Consider the following 19,869-nt stretch of genomic DNA (forward strand, 5'->3'; position numbering starts at 1 on the left):
ACGCACATTGCGACGACCACTGACGATCACTGACGACAAGGGACGGGCGAGCGCGTGGCCGATGCGGCAGACCTCCGGGAGACGACGTCCTCTCGCGCCCGTCGATGGCTACGGCGGACCGGGGCGCTGCTCGCAGCGGCACCGGTGCTCGCGGGCGTGCTGCAGGCCCCGGGGGCTCCCGCCGCCCATGCGGCGGGCAAACCCACCGGCTCGCGCTCCGTGGACGTCGACATCACCTCGTTGACGCCCACCGCACCGGCCAAGAGCGACACGCTCACCGTCAGCGGCACCGTCACCAACGACAGCGGTTCGGCGGTCTCAGGCGCCCATGTCGGCCTCCGGGTCGGCCCCACCATGGAGGGCCGCAACGCGATCGACAGCGCCTCCCGGCGGACCGGCTACCAGCAGGGCGCCGACGGCACCGAGATCGGCGGCAAGTACGCCGAGAAGATCGGCAAGCTGGGCGCGGGGGCCAGCCGGGACTTCACGCTCTCCATACCGGTGAACGAGCTGCACCTCGGGGAGAACGGCGTCTATCAGCTCGGCGTCTCCCTCAGTGGTCAGACCCGGAGCCGCCCCTGGCAGCAGGTGCTGGGAATCAAGCGCACCTTCCTGCCCTGGCAGTCGAGTGCGCCGGCGAAGAAGTCCCAGCTCACCTATCTGTGGCCGCTGATCTCCACGCCCCATATGACCTCGCGCACCGACGCGGACGAGGACCGGACACCGATCTTCCGGGACGACCGTCTCAAGGCGGAGCTGGCCCCCGGCGGCCGGCTCCAGCAGATGGTCAGCCTGGGGAAGAACCTCCCCATCACCTGGGTGATCGACCCCGATCTGCTCGCCACGGTCGACGCGATGACGCGGGAGTACGAGGTCCAGAACCGGCACGGCGACGGGACGACCGCGGGTAGCGGCCAGGCCGTCGCCAAGCGGTGGCTCAACGACCTGCAGAAGGCCGTGCAGGGCCATCAGGTGGTCGCCCTGCCGTTCTCCGACCCCGACCTCGCGTCGCTCGCCCACCACGGCAAGAACGTCCCCGGCGCCCTCAGCCACCTCCGGGACGCCACCGAGCTGGCTTCGACGACCGTGGAGACGGTCCTCGGAGTGAAGCCGCGCACCGACTTCGCCTGGCCCGCCGACGGCGCGGTCGACTCCTCGATCGTCGATGTCGCCACCTCCGCGGGCGCCCACAACGTCATCGCCCGCAGCGACAGCCTCCGGGAGACCGGCAACCTCTCGTACACCCCCACCGCGGCCCGGCAGATCGGCGGCGGCAACACGGCGGTGGTCGCGGACGCCCGGCTGTCCACGGCCTTCACCGGCGACATGTCCAAGGCGGACAACTCCACGCTCGCCATCCAGCGGTTCCTCGCCCAGAGCCAGATGATCAACCTGCAGTCGCCGGACCGGCAGCGCAGCATCGTCGTGGCTCCGCAGCGCATCCCCACCACCAGCCAGGCGCAGGCCATGGCGGCGGCCCTGGACGGCCTGTCCGGGCAGTGGACCCAGCCGATGACCCTGGGGCAGGCGGCGAAGGCCAAGCCCGACCCGAACGCCACCCAGCGCGTGCCCGGCACTCACGCGTATCCCGCCTCGCTCCGCCGCCAGGAGCTGCCGACCCAGGCGTTCGTGGACGTCCGGAAGACCCAGGGCACGCTCGACCGGTTCGTGACCATCCTCACCGCCAAGTACCACGTGGTCTCTCCCTTCGGAAACGCGATCCGGCGGGAGATGTCCACCTCATGGCGGGGCGATGCCCGGGGCGCCACCCACTTCCGCGAGGGCGTGCAGGGGTATCTGGAGGGGCTGACCAAGAAGGTGCGCCTGATCCCGAAGACGGACATGACCCTGTCCGGGCGGAGCGCGACCATCCCGGTGACCGTGCAGAACAACCTGGTGCAGGGCGTTCAGCTGCGGCTGGTCCTCCGCTCCCAGCAGGGCAACCGCCTGGCGGTCAGCGAACCTCAGGTCGTCAACGTCGAGGGCGGGCACAGCCAGTCCGTGAAGTTCGGGACGACGGCCAATGCGAACGGACCGGTATGGGTGTCGGCCCGGTTGGTCACGCCGGACGGGCAGCCGTACAGCGGCGAGATGGCGTTCGAGGTGAATGTCACCGAAATCACATCGACCGTCATCCTCGTCATCGCGGGCGGTGTACTGCTGCTGGTCCTCGCCGGAATCCGCATCTACCTCCAGCGCAAGCGGACCGCCACCGCGAACGGCGGCGATCAGGACGCGCAGGAGAACGAGGTGAAGGACGCGGAGACCGACGGAGACGACCCCGCCTCCGCCCTCGTGCCCGAGCAGCCGAGTGACCCGGCGCCGGACACCGGTTCGCAAAGCGCCGGGGCATCCGGCGCGGGTGAGAAAGTGGACCATTGAGCAATTCCGGGGCCGGTCGGCCGCAGCGGACGATGAGGTGGGGTAGCGATGAACGCGCCGTATGACGGTGAGAGGCGGATGCCACCGCCTTCTCCCCACGCGCCCCAGGAACCGTATGGGCAGGAGCCGCACCAGAACGATCCGTACCTGGGCGACGGCCACCAGGCACCCGCGGGCGATCCGCGCCAGGACTACGGGCAGTACTACGTGCAGGACCCGTACGCGGACGACCCGTACGCCACCGGCAGCTTCACGCCCTACCCCTATCCGGCCCAGGACGCGTACGGCCATGACCCGCTGACAGATCCGCTGTACGACCGGTCCGCCCCCCAGCAGGGCGGCTACCAGCAGCAGACGCCGCACCAGCAGCAGTCCGCCGCACCGCAGGGCGCCGATCCGCGGGCCTGGCCGGTGGCACCCGGCTCCCAGGAGCCGGCGCGGCAGAATTACGCGGCCGAGCCCACCACCACGGACTACGGCGACCAGGGCGGCTACGGGGCGGGGGAGCAGCCGCAGCAGGACGCCTTCGCGCACCTCTACCGCGACCAGCAGCAGCCCTACGACCCGCGGCGCGCCCAGGGGCAACCGCAGGGCGCCGCCCAGGGCTACCCGCCCGTGCCCCCACCGGGCCAGCCGCCGGTGCCCGGCCCCGCGGGCCACGAGTCCGCGCCCCCGTCGGCCGCCGCTCCCACGGTGACCGCTCCGGTGGTGAGCCCCCCCGAGACCGACGAGCAGGCCGAGGCCGCCCCGAAGCGCTCCGGCGGCCGTGCGGCCAGCCTGCTCCAGTCCAGCGCCCTCATGGCCGCCGGCACCCTGGTTTCCCGGCTGACCGGCTTCGTCCGCCAGATGGTGCTCGTCGCGGCCCTCGGCGCGACCTCCCTGGGCCAGGCGTACGCGGTCGCCTACCAGCTGCCCGCGATGATCTACTTCCTCACCGTCGGCGGCGGTCTGAACTCCGTCTTCGTCCCGCAGCTCGTGCGCGCGATGAAGGAGGACAAGGACGGCGGTATCGCCTACGCCAACCGTCTGCTCACCCTCGCGATGGTCACCCTCGGCGGCCTGGTCGCCCTGTCCATGTTCGCGGCCCCGGCACTGATCCGGATGCTCTCGGCGGACATCGCGGGCGACCCGGCGGCCAACGAGGTCGCGGTCGCCTTCGCCCGCTACTGCCTGCCCACCATCTTCTTCATGGGTGTGCACGTCGTGGTCGGCCAGATCCTCAACGCCCGCGGCAGGTTCGGCGCGATGATGTGGACCCCGGTCCTCAACAACATCGTCGTCATCGCCACCTTCGGCCTGTTCATCTGGGTGTTCGGCACCTCCAGCACCTCCCACATGGGCGTCACCACCATCACGGACGAGGGCGTCCGGCTGCTCGGCATCGGCACCCTGCTCGGCCTCACCGTCCAGGCCCTGGCGATGTTCCCCTACCTCCGGGCCGCCGGCTTCCGCTTCCGTCCCCGCTTCGACTGGCGGGGCCACGGCCTCGGCAAGGCCGCCAAGCTCGCCAAGTGGACCGTGCTGTTCGTGCTCGCCAACCAGGCCGGCAACATCGTGGTGACCCAGCTCGGCACCGCGGCCGGTTCCGACGCCGAGAACATGAACGCTCCCGGGGCCAGCTACGTCGGCTACACCAGCGCGCAGCTCATCTGGAACATGCCGCAGGCCATCATCACCGTCTCGGTGATGGCGGCCCTGCTGCCCCGGCTCTCCCGGTCGGCCCACGACGGCGACCCCGGAGCGGTCCGCGACGACATCTCCCAGGGCCTGCGCACCTCCGCCGTCGCCATCGTCCCGCTCGCCTTCGGCTTCGTGGCGCTCGGCATCCCCCTGTGCACCCTGCTCTTCGGCACCTCCGGCACCGCGACGGCCCAGAACATGGGCTACATCCTGATGGCCTTCGGCCTCGGACTCATCCCGTTCTCGGTGCAGTACGTCGTCCTGCGCGGCTTCTACGCCTACGAGGACACCCGAACCCCCTTCTACAACACGGTCATCGTCGCCGCCGTCAACGCGGCCGCCTCCGCCCTTTGCTACTTCGTTCTTCCGACCCGGTGGATCGTGGCCGGTATGGCCGCCTCCTACGGCCTGGCGTACGCCGCCGGCGTGGGCGTGGCCTGGAAGCGACTGCGCAACCGACTGGGCGGCGACCTCGACGGCCGCCGTGTCGTGCGCACCTACACCCGCCTGGTGGGCGCCAGCGTCCCCGCCGCTCTGCTGAGCGGCGCTGCGGCTTATGCCATCACTCAGGCGCTGGGTTCCGGCATGTCCGGGTCCGTAGCCTCCTTGGCGGGCGGAGGTCTCGTTCTTATCGCGGTCTTCTACATTGCTGCGAAACGGATGCGCATTGAAGAGCTGACGGCCATGGTCGGTATGGTGCGCGGACGACTCGGACGCTGATCGTTGAGCACAACCATCGTCCGTCATCGTGTGTCGTGCATAGCGGCGGACTGTGGGCACAATTGTCTTGGCTCGGAGTAGGCGCAACGGATGGGGAGGCAGGAACGACGGTGGCGGAACGGAGCACGGCTGCCGTCGACGTGGCCGACAGCGACGGCGAGGAGTCGCTGACCGCCGAGGCGGGAAAGGCCACGGCCGACGGGGCGGGGACGCAACAGAAGGCCGGTACGGAAACAGAGGCCGCGGGCAACCAGGACAGGGGTGCCGCGGCCGACGTAAATCCCCCCGAGCTGCACAGCGGCCACAAGCTGGCCAGACGCTACCGTTTGGAGGAGTGCGTCACCCGACTGGACGGATTCAGCAGTTGGCGTGCGGTGGACGAGAAACTGCGCCGGGCCGTCGGGGTACACGTCCTGCCCGCCGACCATCCGCGGGCCCGCCCGGTGCTGGCCGCCGCCCGCTCGGCGGCGCTGCTGGGTGACCCCCGCTTCGTCCAGGTACTCGACGCCGTCGAGGAGAACGACCTCGTCTACGTCGTCCATGAATGGCTTCCCGACGCCACCGAGCTCACCGCCGTGCTCGCCTCAGGGCCGCTCGAGCCGCATGACGCCTATCAACTGGTCAGCCAGGTCTCCCAGGCCATGGCCGCCGCCCACCGCGAGGGCCTGGCCCACCTGCGGCTGAACCCCGGCTCCGTCCTACGCACGGAATCGGGCCAGTACCGCATCCGCGGCCTCGCCGTCATGGCCGCGCTGCGCGGCATCAGCTCCGAACACCCCCAGCGCACCGACACCGAGTCGATCGGCGCACTGCTCTACGCCGCGCTCACCCAGCGCTGGCCCTACGACAAGGACGCCCACGGCCTCTCCGGGCTGCCCAAGGGCGTCGGCCTGATCGCCCCCGACCAGGTCCGCGCGGGAGTCCACCGGGGACTGTCCGAGCTGGCGATGCGCGCGCTGGTCAACGACGGCGCCACCGCCTCCCGTCAGGACCAGCCCTGCACCACCCCGGAGGAGCTGTCCAAGGCGGTCGCGGCCATGCCGCGCATCCGGCCGCCCGAGCCCGTCTTCACGCCCTCCCCGGCGTACCAGCACACGACCTACCAGCAGGGCTACGGCCAGCCGCCCGCCCACGGCGGCCCGTCGCGCACGGCCCGCCCGGTCGCGGCCCCCCTGCCTCCGCCGCCCCCGCTGCAGAGCCGTACCGGCAAGGCCCTCAAGTGGACCGTCTCGGCCCTGCTGATCGCGGCCCTGGGCCTCGGCAGCTGGCAACTCGCGGACACCCTTCTGAAGGAGGAAAACAAGCCGGACCCCGGTAAGTCCACCAGTCAGAAGGACGACGACAAGCCCGGTCAGGTTGCCAGCAAGCCGATCCAGATCCAGGACGCCGCCGAGTTCGCCCCGGACGGCAAACCGCAGAACGCCGACCAGGCGAAGCTCACCCATGACGGAGACACCTCCACCCTCTGGCGCACCTACGGCTACAACGACGGTCCGCAGCTCGCCCCGTACAAGAAGGGCGTCGGGATCGTCTATGACCTCGGTTCCGAGCAGAGTCTGAAGGGCGCCTCCATCGGGCTGCACTACGGCGGCTCCTACACCGAGGTCTCGCTGTACGCCACGGACTCCCTGACCCCGTCGGGCTCGGGCTCCGATCCCGTCGGCTCGTTCAAGAAGCTGGCGACGAAGAAGACGTCGAGCAAGAGCGCCGACCTGAAGGTCAAGAGCGAGGCCAAGGCCCGTTACGTCCTCGTCTGGCTCACCGCTCTGCCGTACTCTCCCCCGGAGCAGTACTTCACGCGCCCCTACAAGCAGGCCATCACTGAAGTGAAGTTCACCGGCTGACCCAGGGCAGCCGGCCGACCGGGGAGGGGGCTCAACGTTGGACGACGCCACCATCGGCGGAGCAAGCGACGGCGAGCTCCTTGCTCAGCACGTGGCCGGTGATCCGCATGCGTTCGGTGAGATCGTGCGACGCCACCGCGACAGACTGTGGGCGGTGGCGCTGCGCACCCTCGGCGACCGGGAGGAGGCCGCCGACGCGGTCCAGGACGCGCTCGTCTCCGCCTACCGCGCCGCGCACACCTTCCGGGGCCAGTCCGCCGTGACGACCTGGCTCCACCGCATCACGGTCAACGCGTGTCTGGACCGGGCCCGCAAGGCCGCCTCCCGTCGCACCTCCCCCGTCGATGACACCGAGCGGCTCGAGCAGCTTCTGGAGCCCCATGAGTCGGCCGCCGCGCCCGCCGAGCGCGGCGATCTCCATCGCGAGCTGCTGGGAGCGCTGCGCACCCTCCCGCCCGAGCAGCGCGCGGCCCTGGTGCTGGTCGACATGCAGGGCTACCCCGTGGCGGAGGCCGCCAAGGTCCTGGACGTCCCCACCGGCACCGTGAAGAGCCGCTGCGCGCGGGGACGCGCCCGGCTGCTGCCGCTCCTCTCGCATCTCCATCCCAACGGGAGGGGTAGCGTCCCGTCCGGCGGGGGAAGGAACCGGTCGCAGGGGACATCCGTCCCACCAGCGGCAGGACCGACTGACACAGATGCCGTGAAGGGCGGAGGTGGGCGAGCGTGACATCCTCGACGGACACGGACGAGCACCCGGAAGTCGCGGAGATCTCCGCACTCACCGAAGGTCTGCTCTCTCCGTCCCGCACCGTCGATGTGCGCACGCACCTCGCCACCTGCGGGCTGTGTGCCGATGTGCAGACCTCCCTGGACGACATCCGCTCCACGCTGGGCACCCTTCCCGGGCCGGTGCGCATGCCCGACGACATCGCGGGCCGGATCGACGCCGCGCTCGCCGCCGAAGCCCTTCTCGACGCCACAGCCCCCGGTGATGACGCCTCGGTTTCACGTGAAACCGAGACCGCTGACTCCGCAGGGCATGTTTCACGTGAAACCGAGCCCACGACCGACCTCTCAGCTCCCGCGGGCCCCTCAGGCCCCGCGGCTGACGGAAAGCCCTCCCCGGCCCTGGACCGGCCCGCAGGGCGACCGCGCGCCGCCACCGGGCCGGGACGCAAGGCCGCCCCTCGCACCGGCGCCGGAGTCCGTGGAGGGCGTGCTCGGCGCTGGCCCAAGGTGGCGCTCGGCACCGCGTGCGCCGCGGCCGTGATCGGTATCGGCAGCCTCTTCTTCCCGAGCGGCTCCGAACACGACAAGGGCGGCCCCGGCACCACGGCCCACGCGGACCCCAGCTCGACGGCGAAGGCCACTCTCTCCACCGGGACCCTCGAGAACCGGGTGCGGGAGATGCTCGCCGACCAGAAGGCCACCCCGTCGCACGGAGTCACCACCCAGAACACTCCGGATATGCCGCTGCGTGCGGAAGACCCGGTGGTTCCATCCTGTGTCCAGCGTGGGACCAGCCGCTCCGAGCCGGTCCTCGCCGCGCAGCAGGACACCTACGGCGGCAAGACGGCCTACATCGTCGTGCTGCCGCATCCCTCCGACAGCTCGCTCGTCGACGCCTTCGTGATCGACGCGTCCTGCGTCTCCGCCTCTCACTCCAGCCCCGGGAAGCTTCTGGTGACCCGTACGTATCCGCGAAGCTGAGGCACACCCCACACCCGCGGCCCGCCTGGCCGCACGCGGGAATGCGGGACCCGTAGGATCCGTTGGGTGGGATGGCAGCGGTTCCCCGGAAACCCGGGGGGTGCGCCGTTCAGTCAGCAGTCGGCAGTCGGCAGAGACAAGGAAGACATCCGTGAGCGACGTCCGCAACGTGATCATCATCGGTTCCGGGCCCGCGGGCTATACGGCCGCGCTCTACACCGCCCGCGCTTCCTTGAAGCCGCTGGTCTTCGAAGGATCCGTGACCGCCGGTGGTGCCCTGATGAACACCACCGAGGTGGAGAACTTCCCCGGCTTCCGCGAGGGCATCATGGGCCCCGACCTGATGGACAACATGCGGGGGCAGGCCGAGCGCTTCGGCGCCGAGCTGATCCCGGACGATGTGGTCGCGGTCGACCTCAGCGAGGACATCAAGACCGTCACCGACTCCGCCGGTACGGTGCACCGCGCGAAGACCATCATCGTCAGCACCGGCTCCCAGCACCGCAAGCTGGGGCTGGCCCGCGAGGACGAGCTTTCGGGCCGTGGCGTCTCCTGGTGTGCCACCTGTGACGGGTTCTTCTTCAAGGACCAGGACATCGCCGTCATCGGCGGCGGTGACACCGCGATGGAGGAAGCGACCTTCCTGTCGCGGTTCGCCAAGTCGGTCACCGTGGTCCACCGTCGGGACACGCTGCGGGCCAGCAAGGCGATGCAGGAGCGCGCCTTCGCCGACCCGAAGATCTCGTTCGTCTGGGACAGCGAGGTCACGGAGATCCACGGCGACGGCAAGCTGTCCGGCCTGACCCTGCGCGACGTCAAGAAGGACGAGACCTCCGAGCTGCCGGTCACCGGTCTGTTCATCGCGATCGGCCATGACCCGCGGACCGAGCTGTTCAAGGGTCAGCTGCACCTGGACGACGAGGGCTACCTGAAGGTCGAGTCGCCCTCCACCCGCACGAACGTGCCGGGAGTCTTCGCCGCGGGTGATGTCGTGGACCACACCTACCGTCAGGCGATCACCGCCGCCGGCACCGGCTGTGCGGCCGCCCTGGACGCCGAGCGCTTCCTGGCCTCCCAGGGCGACAGCGAAGACGCCACCGTCTGACTCCGCTTCCATCCCTGCACCAACGATTAAGGAGAGTAGCCATGGCCGGTGCCACGGTCACCGTGACGGACGCCGACTTCGAGGAGACCGTCCTCAAGAGCGACAAGCCGGTACTCGTCGACTTCTGGGCCGCGTGGTGCGGTCCGTGCCGGCAGATCGCCCCCTCCCTGGAGGCCATCGCCGCCGAGCACGCCGACAAGATCGTCATCGCCAAGCTCAACATTGACGAGAACCCGGCCACGGCCGCCAAGTACGGCGTGATGTCCATTCCCACGCTCAATGTCTACCAGGGCGGCGAGGTCGCCAAGACCATCGTCGGCGCCAAGCCGAAGGCCGCGATCGAGCGCGATCTGGCCGACTTCATCGGCTGAGCCATCACCCGCACACACGAAGGGGCTGCCCGAGAGGGCAGCCCCTTCGTGTTTCACGTGGAACGCTCAGAGCGGACGGAGAGCGGGCTCCTTCTGGACCGCCCCGAGCAGGCGGTCCAGCGCCAGCTCGACGTCCTCTTTCCAGGAGATCGTCGTCCTCAGCTCAAGCCTCAGCCGGGGATACCGCGGATGCGGCCGCACGGTTTTGAAGCCCACCGCGAGAAGGTGGTCGGCGGGCAGCACACACGCCGGTTCCTTCCAGGTGGCGTCTCCGAACGCCTCGATCGCCTTGAAGCCCCGGCGGATCAGATCCTTCGCGACGGTCTGCACCATCACCCGGCCCAGCCCCTGCCCCTGGTAGCCCGGCATGAGCCAGGCGGTCATCAGCTGCACGGCATCCGCCGCGACCGGGCTCGTCGGAAAGGCCGTGGACCGCGGCACGTACGCGGGCGGCGCGTAGAGCACGAAGCCCACCGGCACATCATCGACGTAGACCACTCGGCCGCAGGATCCCCACTCCAGCAGAACGGCCGAGATCCAGGCTTCCTTCTCCAGCTCCGGACGTCCGGCCCTTACCGCAGCCTCGCCGCTGACCGGGTCGAGCTCCCAGAAGACACACGCGCGACAGCGCTTGGGGATGTCCGGGAGGTTGTCCAGCGTGAGCGGTACAAGCCGACGCCCCATGAAGCCAGTCCCTCACTTCCGTGACCAGCCGCGGCACGCGCGGCTGACAGCGCACTACGCTCCCTGATCAGACTACCGACAAAACCGCCGACAGCGCCCAGGCCCAAGCCTGTGGCCACCAGTCCGGTGCGGCTCACCGATCGCATGGCCCTGCCCTCCACATGAGGTGTCTCCCCACGGAACCGCCCTGTCTGATCGCATCGTATCCGTGCGGACATTGCACCGATACCGCCCTTGGGAAAAGAGCGGGTCGTGTCCCGATGTCATCGGAACACGACCCGCCCCACGCGCCTTCCCACGGCCGAGCCGCATGGTCAGCGCCTCATTCGTCCTCGTCCGCCGCCTCGTCCTCGGCGGACAGCGGCTGCTCCAGCACCGGGCCCTCGCCCGGGGCCAGGGTGCCGAGAATCCGCTCCAGATCGTCTATCGAGGCGAACTCGACGACGATCTTCCCCTTCTTCTGACCGAGGTCGACCTTCACCCGGGTCTCGAACCGGTCCGACAGCCGGGACGCCAGATCCGTCAGCGCGGGGGACACCCGGGTACCGGCCCGCGGCCCCTTCGCCTTCGGAGCACCACCCGACCGCGAACCCATCAGGGTGACGATCTCCTCGATCGCACGCACCGACAGCCCTTCGGCAACGATGCGATGCGCCAGCCGGTCCTGTTCGTCCGCGTCCTCCACGGAGAGCAGGGCCCGGGCATGGCCCGCGGAGAGCACACCCGCCGCGACCCTGCGCTGGACGGAGGGGGAGAGCTTCAACAGCCGCAGCGTATTGGAGACCTGCGGACGCGAACGCCCGATCCGGTCCGCCAGCTCGTCATGCGTGCAGTTGAAGTCCTTCAGCAACTGGTCGTACGCGGCGGCCTCTTCGAGCGGATTGAGCTGAGCCCGGTGCAGGTTCTCCAGCAGCGCGTCGAGCAGAAGCTTCTCGTCGTCGGTGGCCCGGACGATCGCGGGGATCTTCTCCAGCCCCGCCTCACGGCAGGCCCGCCAGCGCCGCTCGCCCATGATGAGCTCATAGCGCTCCGGTGCCAACTGCCGCACCACGACCGGCTGGAGGAGGCCGACCTCCTGGATCGAGGTGACCAGCTCGGCCAGGGCGTCCTCGTCGAACACCTCGCGCGGCTGACGGGGGTTGGGCGTGATGAAGTCGAGCGGCAGCTCGGCGAAGTGCGCCCCGGCCACCTCGTCCACCGGGGGCGCCGACGCGGCCTCGGGTTCCTTTTCCGGCGGGGCGGGCGGCTCGGTTTCACGTGGAACGCTCTGCGAGGACAGACCCGCCACCTTGGCCGCCGCCACCCCGCGCTCCTGGGTGAGCACCGGGACCGAGGTCGGCGAGGTCGTAGCCCCTGAGGTGGTCGTCGTTCCCCCGCGCGTCGCGGGTCCGGCGTTATCGGCCCCCTTCGGCGCGGGAGGGATCAAAGCACCGAGCCCACGGCCCAGTCCTCTGCGTCGCTCACTCACTGAATCCCCTCCTGCATGCTGTGCTGGTCGTGCTGGCTGATCTCGGGCATGGGCAAGGCATGAGCGTGCTGAGCGTCGTACCGCACGCTGACCCCGCGAAGCGCGATCTCCCGGGCCGCCTCGAGATAGGAGAGCGCTCCACTCGATCCCGGGTCGTAGGTGAGAACCGTCTGCCCATAGCTGGGGGCCTCGGAGATGCGCACCGATCTCGGGATGCTCGTCCGGAGCACCTCGCCGCCGAAGTGGCTGCGGACTTCGTCCGCCACCTGGGAGGCCAGCCGGGTCCGGCCGTCGTACATCGTAAGCAGGATCGTCGAGACATGGAGCTTGGGGTTGAGATGTCCCCGCACCAGATCGACATTGCGCAGGAGCTGCCCGAGCCCCTCCAGCGCGTAGTACTCGCACTGGATCGGGATCAGCACTTCCGCCCCGGCGACCAGCGCATTGACCGTCAACAGCCCGAGCGAGGGCGGACAGTCGATGAGGATGTAGTCCAGTGGCTGCTCGTAGGCCTGGATCGCCCGGTCCAGCCGGCTCTCCCTCGCCACCAGGGAGACCAGCTCGATCTCGGCTCCGGCGAGGTCGATCGTGGCCGGAGCACAGAACAGCCCCTCCACGTCCGGCACCGGCTGCACCACATCGGACAGCGGCCTGCTGTCGACCAGCACGTCGTAGATCGAGGGGACTTCGGCGTGGTGATCGATGCCCAGCGCCGTCGAGGCATTGCCCTGCGGGTCGAGGTCGATCACAAGGACCCGTGCGCCGTGCAGGGCGAGAGACGCCGCCAGATTGACCGTGGTCGTGGTCTTCCCGACCCCGCCCTTCTGGTTGGCGACCACCATCACCCGGGTCTGCTCCGGCCTGGGCAGTCCCTCACCAGCCCGGCCAAGCGCTTCCACCGCCAGTTGAGCGGCACGGCCAATAGGGGTGTCGTCCATCGGGGGCGGAGTTTCACGTGAAACGTCCTCCCCCGCCGATTCGGTACGGGGGCCGGGGACCGGGTCGGTCATCGGCCCCGCGATGTTGGCGTCGGACCGCAAGGATTCACTCTCCTCGACATCAGGCTCGCGATGCACAGAGCCTGCCATGCTTTGGGGGTTGTGAACCAGCGAGGCCCATTCTCCTGTGGATGAATCCACGTCTTTACGGGGGCGGCGGTCGCGGGGCAGAGCCGCCGCACGACCGCGACTGATGATTCCATGCAGCAGGGAGCGACGTTTCACGTGAAACACGATGCACGGGCAGGCCCGTTGATCCGTCGCGACACTCCGGTATGCGTAGTTTAGGCAGCTTGTATGGAGCACCCCGTCAAGCCGCCCGGCCTACGTCAGAGCGCTCAGGGCCGGCGCCGTGGCGCCTTGCGCGCCGCCTTGGCGCGCTTCGCGGCGAAGCGCACACCCCCGGGGCTCTCCCCGACCTCGACCCGCACCACGGTGGACAGCGGATCGACGACGCCCTCGCCGACATGCAGCACCGACGTCCCCACCACGCCGAGCTTACTCAGCGCCGCCCGGGCCTGCTTCAGCTCCTCCTCGGCCGTGTCACCCTTCAGCAGCAGCATCTCCCCGTACGGCCGCAGCAGCGGAACCCCCCAGCCGGCCAGCCGGTCCAGCGGGGCCACCGCCCGGGCCGTGACCACGTGCATCGGGGGCAGCTTCCCGAGGACCTCCTCGGCCCGGCCACGCACGACCGTGACATGGTCCAGGCCCAGCAGCTCCACCACCTCCCGCAGGAAGTTCGTACGGCGCAGCAGCGGTTCCAGCAGAGTGATCTGCAGATCCGGGCGGGTCAGGGCGAGCGGAATACCGGGGAGACCGGCGCCGGAGCCCACATCGCAGACGGTGACCTCCTCGGGCACCACCTCGGAGAGCACGGCACAGTTCAGCAGATGCCGCTCCCACAGCCGCGGCACCTCGCGCGGGCCGATCAGCCCGCGGGTCACGCCCACATCGGCCAACAGCTCGCCGTACCGGACGGCCTCCGGGAAGCGGTCACCGAATACATCCCGAGCCTCCTCGGGCGCCGGGGGGAGCTCCGCTGCTTCCGTCACGGGGACCGTCCTTCCGTACCGAGCACTGTGGTGAACGCTGATGTAAGGCTGACAAGATTCGGCCCCGCCTGCGCGCAGACGGGGCCGGGTAGACCATGGGACCGGGCCTGGTCAGGCCGGGAGTACGACCACGCAGCGCTGGGGCTCCTCGCCCTCGGACTCGCTGTGCAGTCCGGCGGCGGCCACCGCGTCGTGCACCACCTTGCGCTCGAAGGGCGTCATCGCCTTGAGCTTCACCGGCTCGCCGGTGCCCTTCGCCTCTTCCGCGGCCTTGGCGCCCAGCTCGGTCAGCTCGGCACGCTTACGGGCCCGGTATCCGGCGATGTCGAGCATCAGCCGGCTCCGGTCGCCGGTCTCCCGGTGCACCGCGAGCCGGGTCAGCTCCTGAAGGGCCTCCAGCACCTCGCCGTCCCGGCCGACCAGCTTCTGCAGGTCGCGGCTGGTCGAGTCGCTGATGATCGACACCGCTGCGCGGTCGGCCTCGACGTCCATGTCGATGTCACCGTCGAGGTCCGCGATGTCCAGCAGACCTTCGAGGTAGTCGGCCGCGATCTCCCCTTCCTGTTCGAGGCGGGTCAGGGTGTCGACACCCTCGGCGGCGGGGGTGGTGCCTTCCGTCACGGATGGACTCCTTCGTTACTTCTTGGACGGGTGCTTGGGACGCTGCTGGCCCTTGCGCTGCCCGGACTTCGTGTTCCGGGAGCCGGAGGCCGAGCCGCCGGCAGGCTTGCCGCCCTGCGAGCCCTTCTTCTCCGCCGCGCTCTGCTGCGTCGGCTCCTGGTCGGACTTGTCCAGCTTCGCCGCGGACGCCGACTGTGCGGTCGCCCTGCTGTGGCCGTGGCCGCCGGCGGTGGTGCGCTGCGACTTGGTCTGCCGCTTGGGCTGCTGGCGGTTGGCGCGGGCGGTCTCGACGGCCTTCTTGGCGGCGACCTCGGCCGGCTCTTCCTTCAGCTTGCCCTTGGCCCGCAGCCGCTCCTGGCGCGCCTTGAAGGCGACGCTGCCCGGGGTCGGGTTGCGGCGGATGACGAACATCTGCTGCCCGAGGGTCCAGACGTTGGTGGTCAGCCAGTAGACGAGGACACCGACGGGGAAGTTGATGCCGAAGACGGCGAACATGATCGGGAAGACGTACATCAGCATCTTCTGCTGCTGCATGAACGGCGTCTTCACCGTGAGGTCGACGTTCTTGGTCATCAGCTGGCGCTGGGTGAAGAACTGCGACGCCGACATCAGCACGATCATGGTGATCGTCACGATGCGGACGTCGGTCAGCGAGGCTCCGAGGGACTCGACCTTCGAGGCGGAGTCCATGAACTTCACGGACAGGGGAGCGCCGAAGATGTGCGCGTTACGGGCGCTGTCCAACAGCGACTGGTCGATGACGCCGACCGTCCTGTTGTTCGCGATGTGGTTGAGGACCTGGTACAGCGAGATGAAGAACGGCGACTGCGCGAGGATGGGCAAGCAGCTGGAGAGCGGGTTGGTGCCCGTCTCCTTGTACAGCTTCATCATCTCTTCGGACTGACGCTGCTTATCGCTCTTGTAGCGCTCCTGGATCGCCTTCATCTTCGGCTGGAGCGCCTGCATGTTCCGCGTCGACTTGATCTGCTTCACGAAGAGCGGGATCAGGCAGATACGGATCAGCACCACCAGCGAAACGATGGACAGACCCCACGCCCAGCCACTGTTCCGGTCGAAAATGAGGCTGTAGAACGAGTGGAACTGGACGATGATCCAGGAAACTACGTCATAAAGAGGACCGAGGATCGTGTCCACGAATCAGGCTCCTTGGGCGTTGGGCTGGGTCTCGGGCTGTGCGGCAGGTTCCACAGCGGAGTGCCCGCCGAAGCGGTTCCGCAGCCGCTGGTGCCACACCGGATGCTTCCGGGGCGGCACGTGGTCGACGCCACCGAGCGACCACGGGTTGCAGCGCAGGATGCGCCACGCCGTCAGCGCCGTTCCTTTCACCGCGCCGTGCCGGTCGATGGCCGTATAGCCATAGTGCGAGCACGACGGGTAGTACTTGCAGACCGGTCCCAACATCGGGCTGATGGTCCACTGGTACAGCTTGATCAACCACAGCAGCGGGTACTTCATCGCGGCACCCCTCCCAGTAGCCGCTGCACTGCGGTGTCGAGGTCGCGGGCCAGCTGGTCGTGACCCGCCTCACCCGCACCGGGCAGCGCCCGTACGACCACAAGGCTACCTGCGGGAAAATGATCGAGTCGGTCCCGCATGAGGTGGCGCAGTCTGCGCTTCACCAGATTGCGGACGACGGCACCGCCGACCGCCTTGCTGACGACGAAACCCGCACGCGCCGGGGGAGCACTCTCCCCAGGTGCGTGCGGGTCCGTGTTTTTGCTGGTGAGGCCGCTGCGAAAGTGCACGACAAGAAGCGGGCGACCAGCCCTGCGTCCTCGGCGTACCGCGGCCGCGAAGTCCTCGCGCCGCCTCAGCCGATGCTCGGTAGGCAGCACGTCATGGACCTTGGGTCAGGCTGCTCAGGCCGACAGGCGGGCGCGACCCTTGCTACGGCGGGACGCGAGGATCGCGCGGCCGGCACGGGTGCGCATACGCAGCCGGAAGCCGTGGGTCTTCGCGCGGCGGCGGTTGTTCGGCTGGAAGGTGCGCTTGCTCACTCGGGGGCTCCAGAAATGAATCGGGTAGTGGCGGTACATCGCCTGGCTGTCACCGTGCGCCCACGAGTAGCTCGCAATACGCCCGAGTGCACCGCTTCACGATCACGGATCATGAAGTCCGTGACCCTTGCCCATCGGAGGCAGGCGGCAGCAGCCATCGACAACTCGACCTGGTTACGGTACGCGCGGTTACGCCATCCGGTCAAACCGACAGGCAGCCCGGAGGACGCCCCGCCCGGCCCGCCCGCGGGGGCAAGGGAACGACCGGCGACATCACATGGCACATTTGTACACACCCTGTGGACAACGACTTGAACCCTGAACCCCGGCCTGACTACCGTGGCCGGGCTCCGATTCCTTCCCACCCGTCCCGAGAACCACCTTTCGTGGGACATGTCGGCGTCCCCCACCCAGCGAGTGAGAGAGCGTGCCCTGTGGCTGACGTACCTGCCGATCTTGCCGCAGTGTGGCCACGCGTGCTCGAGAGGCTTCTGGGAGAAGGCACGGGTCAGGGAGGGCAGGGCGTCGAGGCCAAGGACGAGCACTGGATCAAACGGTGCCAGCCCCTCGCGCTCGTCGCCGACACCGCGCTGCTCGCCGTCCCCAATGAATTCGCCAAGGGCGTGCTGGAGGGCAGGCTGGCCCCGATCGTCAGCGAGACGCTGAGCCGGGAGTGCGGCCGCCCGATCCGCATCGCGATCACCGTCGACGAGTCGGCGGGCGAGCCGATCGTCCCGCAGCAGCCGCAGCGCGACAGCCGGGACGGCTATGAGAACCGCCGCGATGGCTACGACAGCCGCGACGGTCGCGACGGCTATGAGGGACGCGACGGCTACGAGGGATACGAGAGCCGCGACGGCTACGGCCGCCAGACGCCCGACGAGCTGCCGACCGCCCGCCCCGCGTACCCCGGCTACCAGCGGCAGCGCCCCGAGCCCGCCGCCTGGCAGCGGCCCCATGACGACTACGGCTGGCAGCAGCCCCGGCTCGGCGGTTTCCCCGAGGCCGATCCGTACGCGTCACAGCGCTCCTCGTCCGGCTACGAGCAGCAGCCGTACGACCAGCAGCAGCGCGGCGACTACCGGGGCCCCGGCACGGAGCGCCCCGGCACGGGCGGACCCGGGGGAGGCCCGGGGGCCGGCGGACCAGGCGGACCAGGAGGTCCAGGAGGCCCGGGGAACCACGGCGGCCCCGGTGGCCACGGCGGCGTACCCGAGCGGCCGCCGTACGAGCAGCAGCGCCACGATCTCCCCGACCCGCTGGAGCGCGCCCGCGGCGGACCGCCCGTCCTGCCCTCGCAGACCGGCGCCCCCGGCCCGCTCGCCGCGCAGCCCGCGCCCGCGTCCGGCCCCGGTGAGCCGACCGCCCGGCTGAATCCCAAGTACCTCTTCGACACCTTCGTCATCGGCGCCTCCAACCGCTTCGCGCACGCCGCGGCGGTCGCGGTCGCCGAGGCGCCGGCCAAGGCGTACAACCCGCTCTTCATCTACGGGGAGTCCGGGCTCGGCAAAACGCATCTGCTGCACGCCATCGGGCACTACGCCCGCAGCCTCTATCCCGGCACCCGGGTGCGCTACGTGAGCTCCGAGGAGTTCACCAACGAGTTCATCAACTCCATCCGCGACGGCAAGGCGGACGCGTTCCGCAAGCGCTACCGCGACATGGACATCCTGCTGGTCGACGACATCCAGTTCCTGGCGAGCAAGGAGTCGACGCAGGAGGAGTTCTTCCACACCTTCAATACGCTCCACAACGCCAACAAGCAGATCGTGCTCTCCTCCGACCGGCCGCCCAAGCAGCTGGTGACCCTGGAGGACCGGCTCCGCAACCGCTTCGAGTGGGGTCTGATCACCGATGTGCAGCCGCCGGAGCTGGAGACGCGTATCGCGATCCTCCGCAAGAAGGCGGTGCAGGAGCAGCTGAACGCGCCGCCGGAGGTCCTGGAGTTCATCGCCTCCCGGATCTCCCGCAACATCCGGGAGCTGGAGGGCGCGCTGATCCGGGTCACGGCCTTCGCGAGCCTGAACCGGCAGCCGGTGGATCTCGGCCTCACCGAGATCGTCCTCAAGGACCTGATCCCCGGCGGCGAGGACGCGGCCCCGGAGATCACCGCCACCGCGATCATGGCCGCGACCGCCGACTACTTCGGGCACACGGTGGACGACCTGTGCGGCGCCTCCCGCAGCCGGGTCCTGGTCACGGCGCGGCAGATCGCGATGTACCTGTGCCGTGAGCTGACCGACCTCTCCCTGCCCAAGATCGGCGCGCAGTTCGGCGGCCGGGACCATACGACGGTGATGCACGCGGACCGCAAGATCCGGGCGCTGATGGCCGAGCGACGCTCCATCTACAACCAGGTCACCGAGCTGACCAACCGCATCAAGAACGGCTGAGCGGGCCGGACAGCCGCCGCACGACGGCACCAGAGGCACGCCGCGGTGCTCCGTACGACAGCCGCTGAGGCACCGCGGAGGGTCACAGAGGCACCACAGAGACGGACAAGGGCGCCCCGGGACGGACAACTCCCGGGGCGCCCTTCGTCGTTCGTCCTCCCCGGCTGTTCGATTCCCTGCCCTGACAGGCCGGTTCTCCACAGATCCACAGCGAATGTGCCGTCCACACCTTGGGGACTTCTCCGTTGTCCAGAATCCGTCCACAGGCTTGGGGTGCAGGATGGGATCTGTCGAGGTCAGCCGGATGTGGAATTGTGGCAAACCGTGGTCCACAGACTGTGGACGACGGGATGGCCCACAGGCCGTGCTTCGAGTTGTCCACCGGCCGCCCACAGCCACAGGCCGGTTGCCCACAGCTTCTCCACACGCCTGTCCACTGTTCGGCAACGAAATGGTCTCCCTCACCGGACCGAGTGAAAGGCGTCACACCAAGGAGCCGGGTTGGGCTGTGGGGAAGGTGGGTAAAACTGGGGACGCCGCTGGGGAGAACCGGGTGTCTCCTGTGCATCGCGTGTGCAGAACTTTCCGGCGTCCACAGAGCGCGTGAGTTGTCCACGGGTGCCGCCCACAGGGCCGGTGGACAAAAAAGCGGCCCTGACCTGCGCAAAGTCAGTTATCCACGGTTTCCACAAGCCCTACTACTACGACCACAGAGTTAGAGCAGGGAAATCGCTTCGAAGTGGGGCCTGTGCACAACTTCGGGCCGGGCCGCCCGACACGTCGCGCACCGACTTGACCCCGAGCCGCGCCGACTGTCAGCGGC

At 69.2% G+C, this 19,869-nt stretch carries 17 protein-coding genes; 8 read left to right on the forward strand and 9 right to left on the reverse strand.

Annotation, left to right across the window (positions count from 1 at the left end; genetic code table 11):
• Window positions 1–54: 54 nt before the first annotated feature.
• From ABZ562_RS12940 to trxA, 7 genes are all read left to right on the forward strand, one after another.
• Complete coding sequence (locus tag ABZ562_RS12940; protein WP_361477351.1) at window positions 55–2,382, forward strand: DUF6049 family protein; 2,328 nt, start codon at window positions 55–57, stop codon at window positions 2,380–2,382.
• Between the two features lie 48 nt (window positions 2,383–2,430).
• Complete coding sequence (gene murJ, locus ABZ562_RS12945; RefSeq protein WP_361477354.1) at window positions 2,431–4,782, forward strand: murein biosynthesis integral membrane protein MurJ; 2,352 nt, start codon at window positions 2,431–2,433, stop codon at window positions 4,780–4,782.
• A 110-nt stretch (window positions 4,783–4,892) separates the two neighbouring features.
• On the forward strand, window positions 4,893–6,626 hold the full coding sequence (locus tag ABZ562_RS12950; protein WP_361477357.1) for a protein kinase family protein: 1,734 nt from the start codon (window positions 4,893–4,895) through the stop codon (window positions 6,624–6,626).
• A 37-nt stretch (window positions 6,627–6,663) separates the two neighbouring features.
• Window positions 6,664–7,353, forward strand: coding sequence for an RNA polymerase sigma factor SigM (sigM, locus tag ABZ562_RS12955; protein ID WP_009716495.1), 690 nt, complete (start codon window positions 6,664–6,666; stop codon window positions 7,351–7,353).
• Window positions 7,350–8,336, forward strand: a complete 987-nt coding sequence (locus ABZ562_RS12960; RefSeq protein ID WP_361477361.1) for a hypothetical protein — start codon at window positions 7,350–7,352, stop codon at window positions 8,334–8,336. The genes sigM and ABZ562_RS12960 overlap by 4 nt, the downstream gene beginning before the upstream one ends.
• A gap of 151 nt (window positions 8,337–8,487) precedes the next feature.
• The gene (gene trxB, locus ABZ562_RS12965; RefSeq protein WP_361477364.1) at window positions 8,488–9,441 is read left to right on the forward strand and encodes a thioredoxin-disulfide reductase; all 954 of its coding nucleotides are present in this window, start codon (window positions 8,488–8,490) and stop codon (window positions 9,439–9,441) included.
• 41 nt (window positions 9,442–9,482) lie between these two features.
• On the forward strand, window positions 9,483–9,812 hold the full coding sequence (trxA, locus tag ABZ562_RS12970) for a thioredoxin (RefSeq protein ID WP_009716492.1): 330 nt from the start codon (window positions 9,483–9,485) through the stop codon (window positions 9,810–9,812).
• Window positions 9,813–9,878: 66 nt separating this feature from the next.
• Here trxA and ABZ562_RS12975 read toward each other — a convergent pair whose 3' ends face one another.
• From ABZ562_RS12975 to rpmH, 9 genes are all read right to left on the reverse strand, one after another.
• Window positions 9,879–10,496 (reverse strand): GNAT family N-acetyltransferase, encoded by a 618-nt coding sequence (locus tag ABZ562_RS12975; RefSeq protein WP_055545947.1) that lies wholly within the window; start codon window positions 10,494–10,496, stop codon window positions 9,879–9,881.
• A 322-nt stretch (window positions 10,497–10,818) separates the two neighbouring features.
• A complete protein-coding gene (locus tag ABZ562_RS12980; protein ID WP_361477367.1) occupies window positions 10,819–11,964 on the reverse strand; it encodes a ParB/RepB/Spo0J family partition protein in 1,146 nt (381 codons plus the stop codon).
• Entirely contained in the window at window positions 11,961–13,052 is a 1,092-nt protein-coding gene (locus tag ABZ562_RS12985; protein ID WP_361477370.1) for a ParA family protein, read from the reverse strand. Before ABZ562_RS12985 ends, ABZ562_RS12980 begins: the two co-directional genes overlap by 4 nt.
• Before the next feature lie 248 nt (window positions 13,053–13,300).
• Window positions 13,301–14,014 carry a 16S rRNA (guanine(527)-N(7))-methyltransferase RsmG gene (gene rsmG / locus ABZ562_RS12990; RefSeq protein ID WP_361477373.1) on the reverse strand — a complete coding sequence of 238 codons (714 nt, stop codon included), beginning with the start codon at window positions 14,012–14,014 and terminating at the stop codon, window positions 13,301–13,303.
• A gap of 111 nt (window positions 14,015–14,125) precedes the next feature.
• On the reverse strand, window positions 14,126–14,635 hold the full coding sequence (locus tag ABZ562_RS12995) for a R3H domain-containing nucleic acid-binding protein (RefSeq protein WP_361477376.1): 510 nt from the start codon (window positions 14,633–14,635) through the stop codon (window positions 14,126–14,128).
• 15 nt (window positions 14,636–14,650) lie between these two features.
• Window positions 14,651–15,790: a membrane protein insertase YidC gene (yidC, locus tag ABZ562_RS13000; RefSeq protein ID WP_361477379.1), complete on the reverse strand. Its 1,140-nt coding sequence runs from the start codon at window positions 15,788–15,790 to the stop codon at window positions 14,651–14,653.
• 3 nt (window positions 15,791–15,793) lie between these two features.
• Complete coding sequence (yidD, locus tag ABZ562_RS13005) at window positions 15,794–16,111, reverse strand: membrane protein insertion efficiency factor YidD (RefSeq protein WP_009716485.1); 318 nt, start codon at window positions 16,109–16,111, stop codon at window positions 15,794–15,796.
• A complete protein-coding gene (gene rnpA / locus ABZ562_RS13010) occupies window positions 16,108–16,491 on the reverse strand; it encodes a ribonuclease P protein component (RefSeq protein ID WP_361477382.1) in 384 nt (127 codons plus the stop codon). Before rnpA ends, yidD begins: the two co-directional genes overlap by 4 nt.
• 24 nt (window positions 16,492–16,515) lie before the next feature.
• Window positions 16,516–16,653, reverse strand: coding sequence for a 50S ribosomal protein L34 (rpmH, locus tag ABZ562_RS13015; protein ID WP_003956500.1), 138 nt, complete (start codon window positions 16,651–16,653; stop codon window positions 16,516–16,518).
• Between the two features lie 434 nt (window positions 16,654–17,087).
• Here rpmH and dnaA point away from each other — a divergent pair, with 434 nt between their 5' ends.
• The gene (dnaA, locus tag ABZ562_RS13020) at window positions 17,088–19,046 is read left to right on the forward strand and encodes a chromosomal replication initiator protein DnaA (RefSeq protein ID WP_361477385.1); all 1,959 of its coding nucleotides are present in this window, start codon (window positions 17,088–17,090) and stop codon (window positions 19,044–19,046) included.
• The last annotated feature ends 823 nt before the right edge of the window (window positions 19,047–19,869 follow it).

The sequence above is a fragment of the Streptomyces sp. NPDC019937 genome (assembly GCF_040631655.1).
GTDB lineage: Bacteria > Actinomycetota > Actinomycetes > Streptomycetales > Streptomycetaceae > Streptomyces.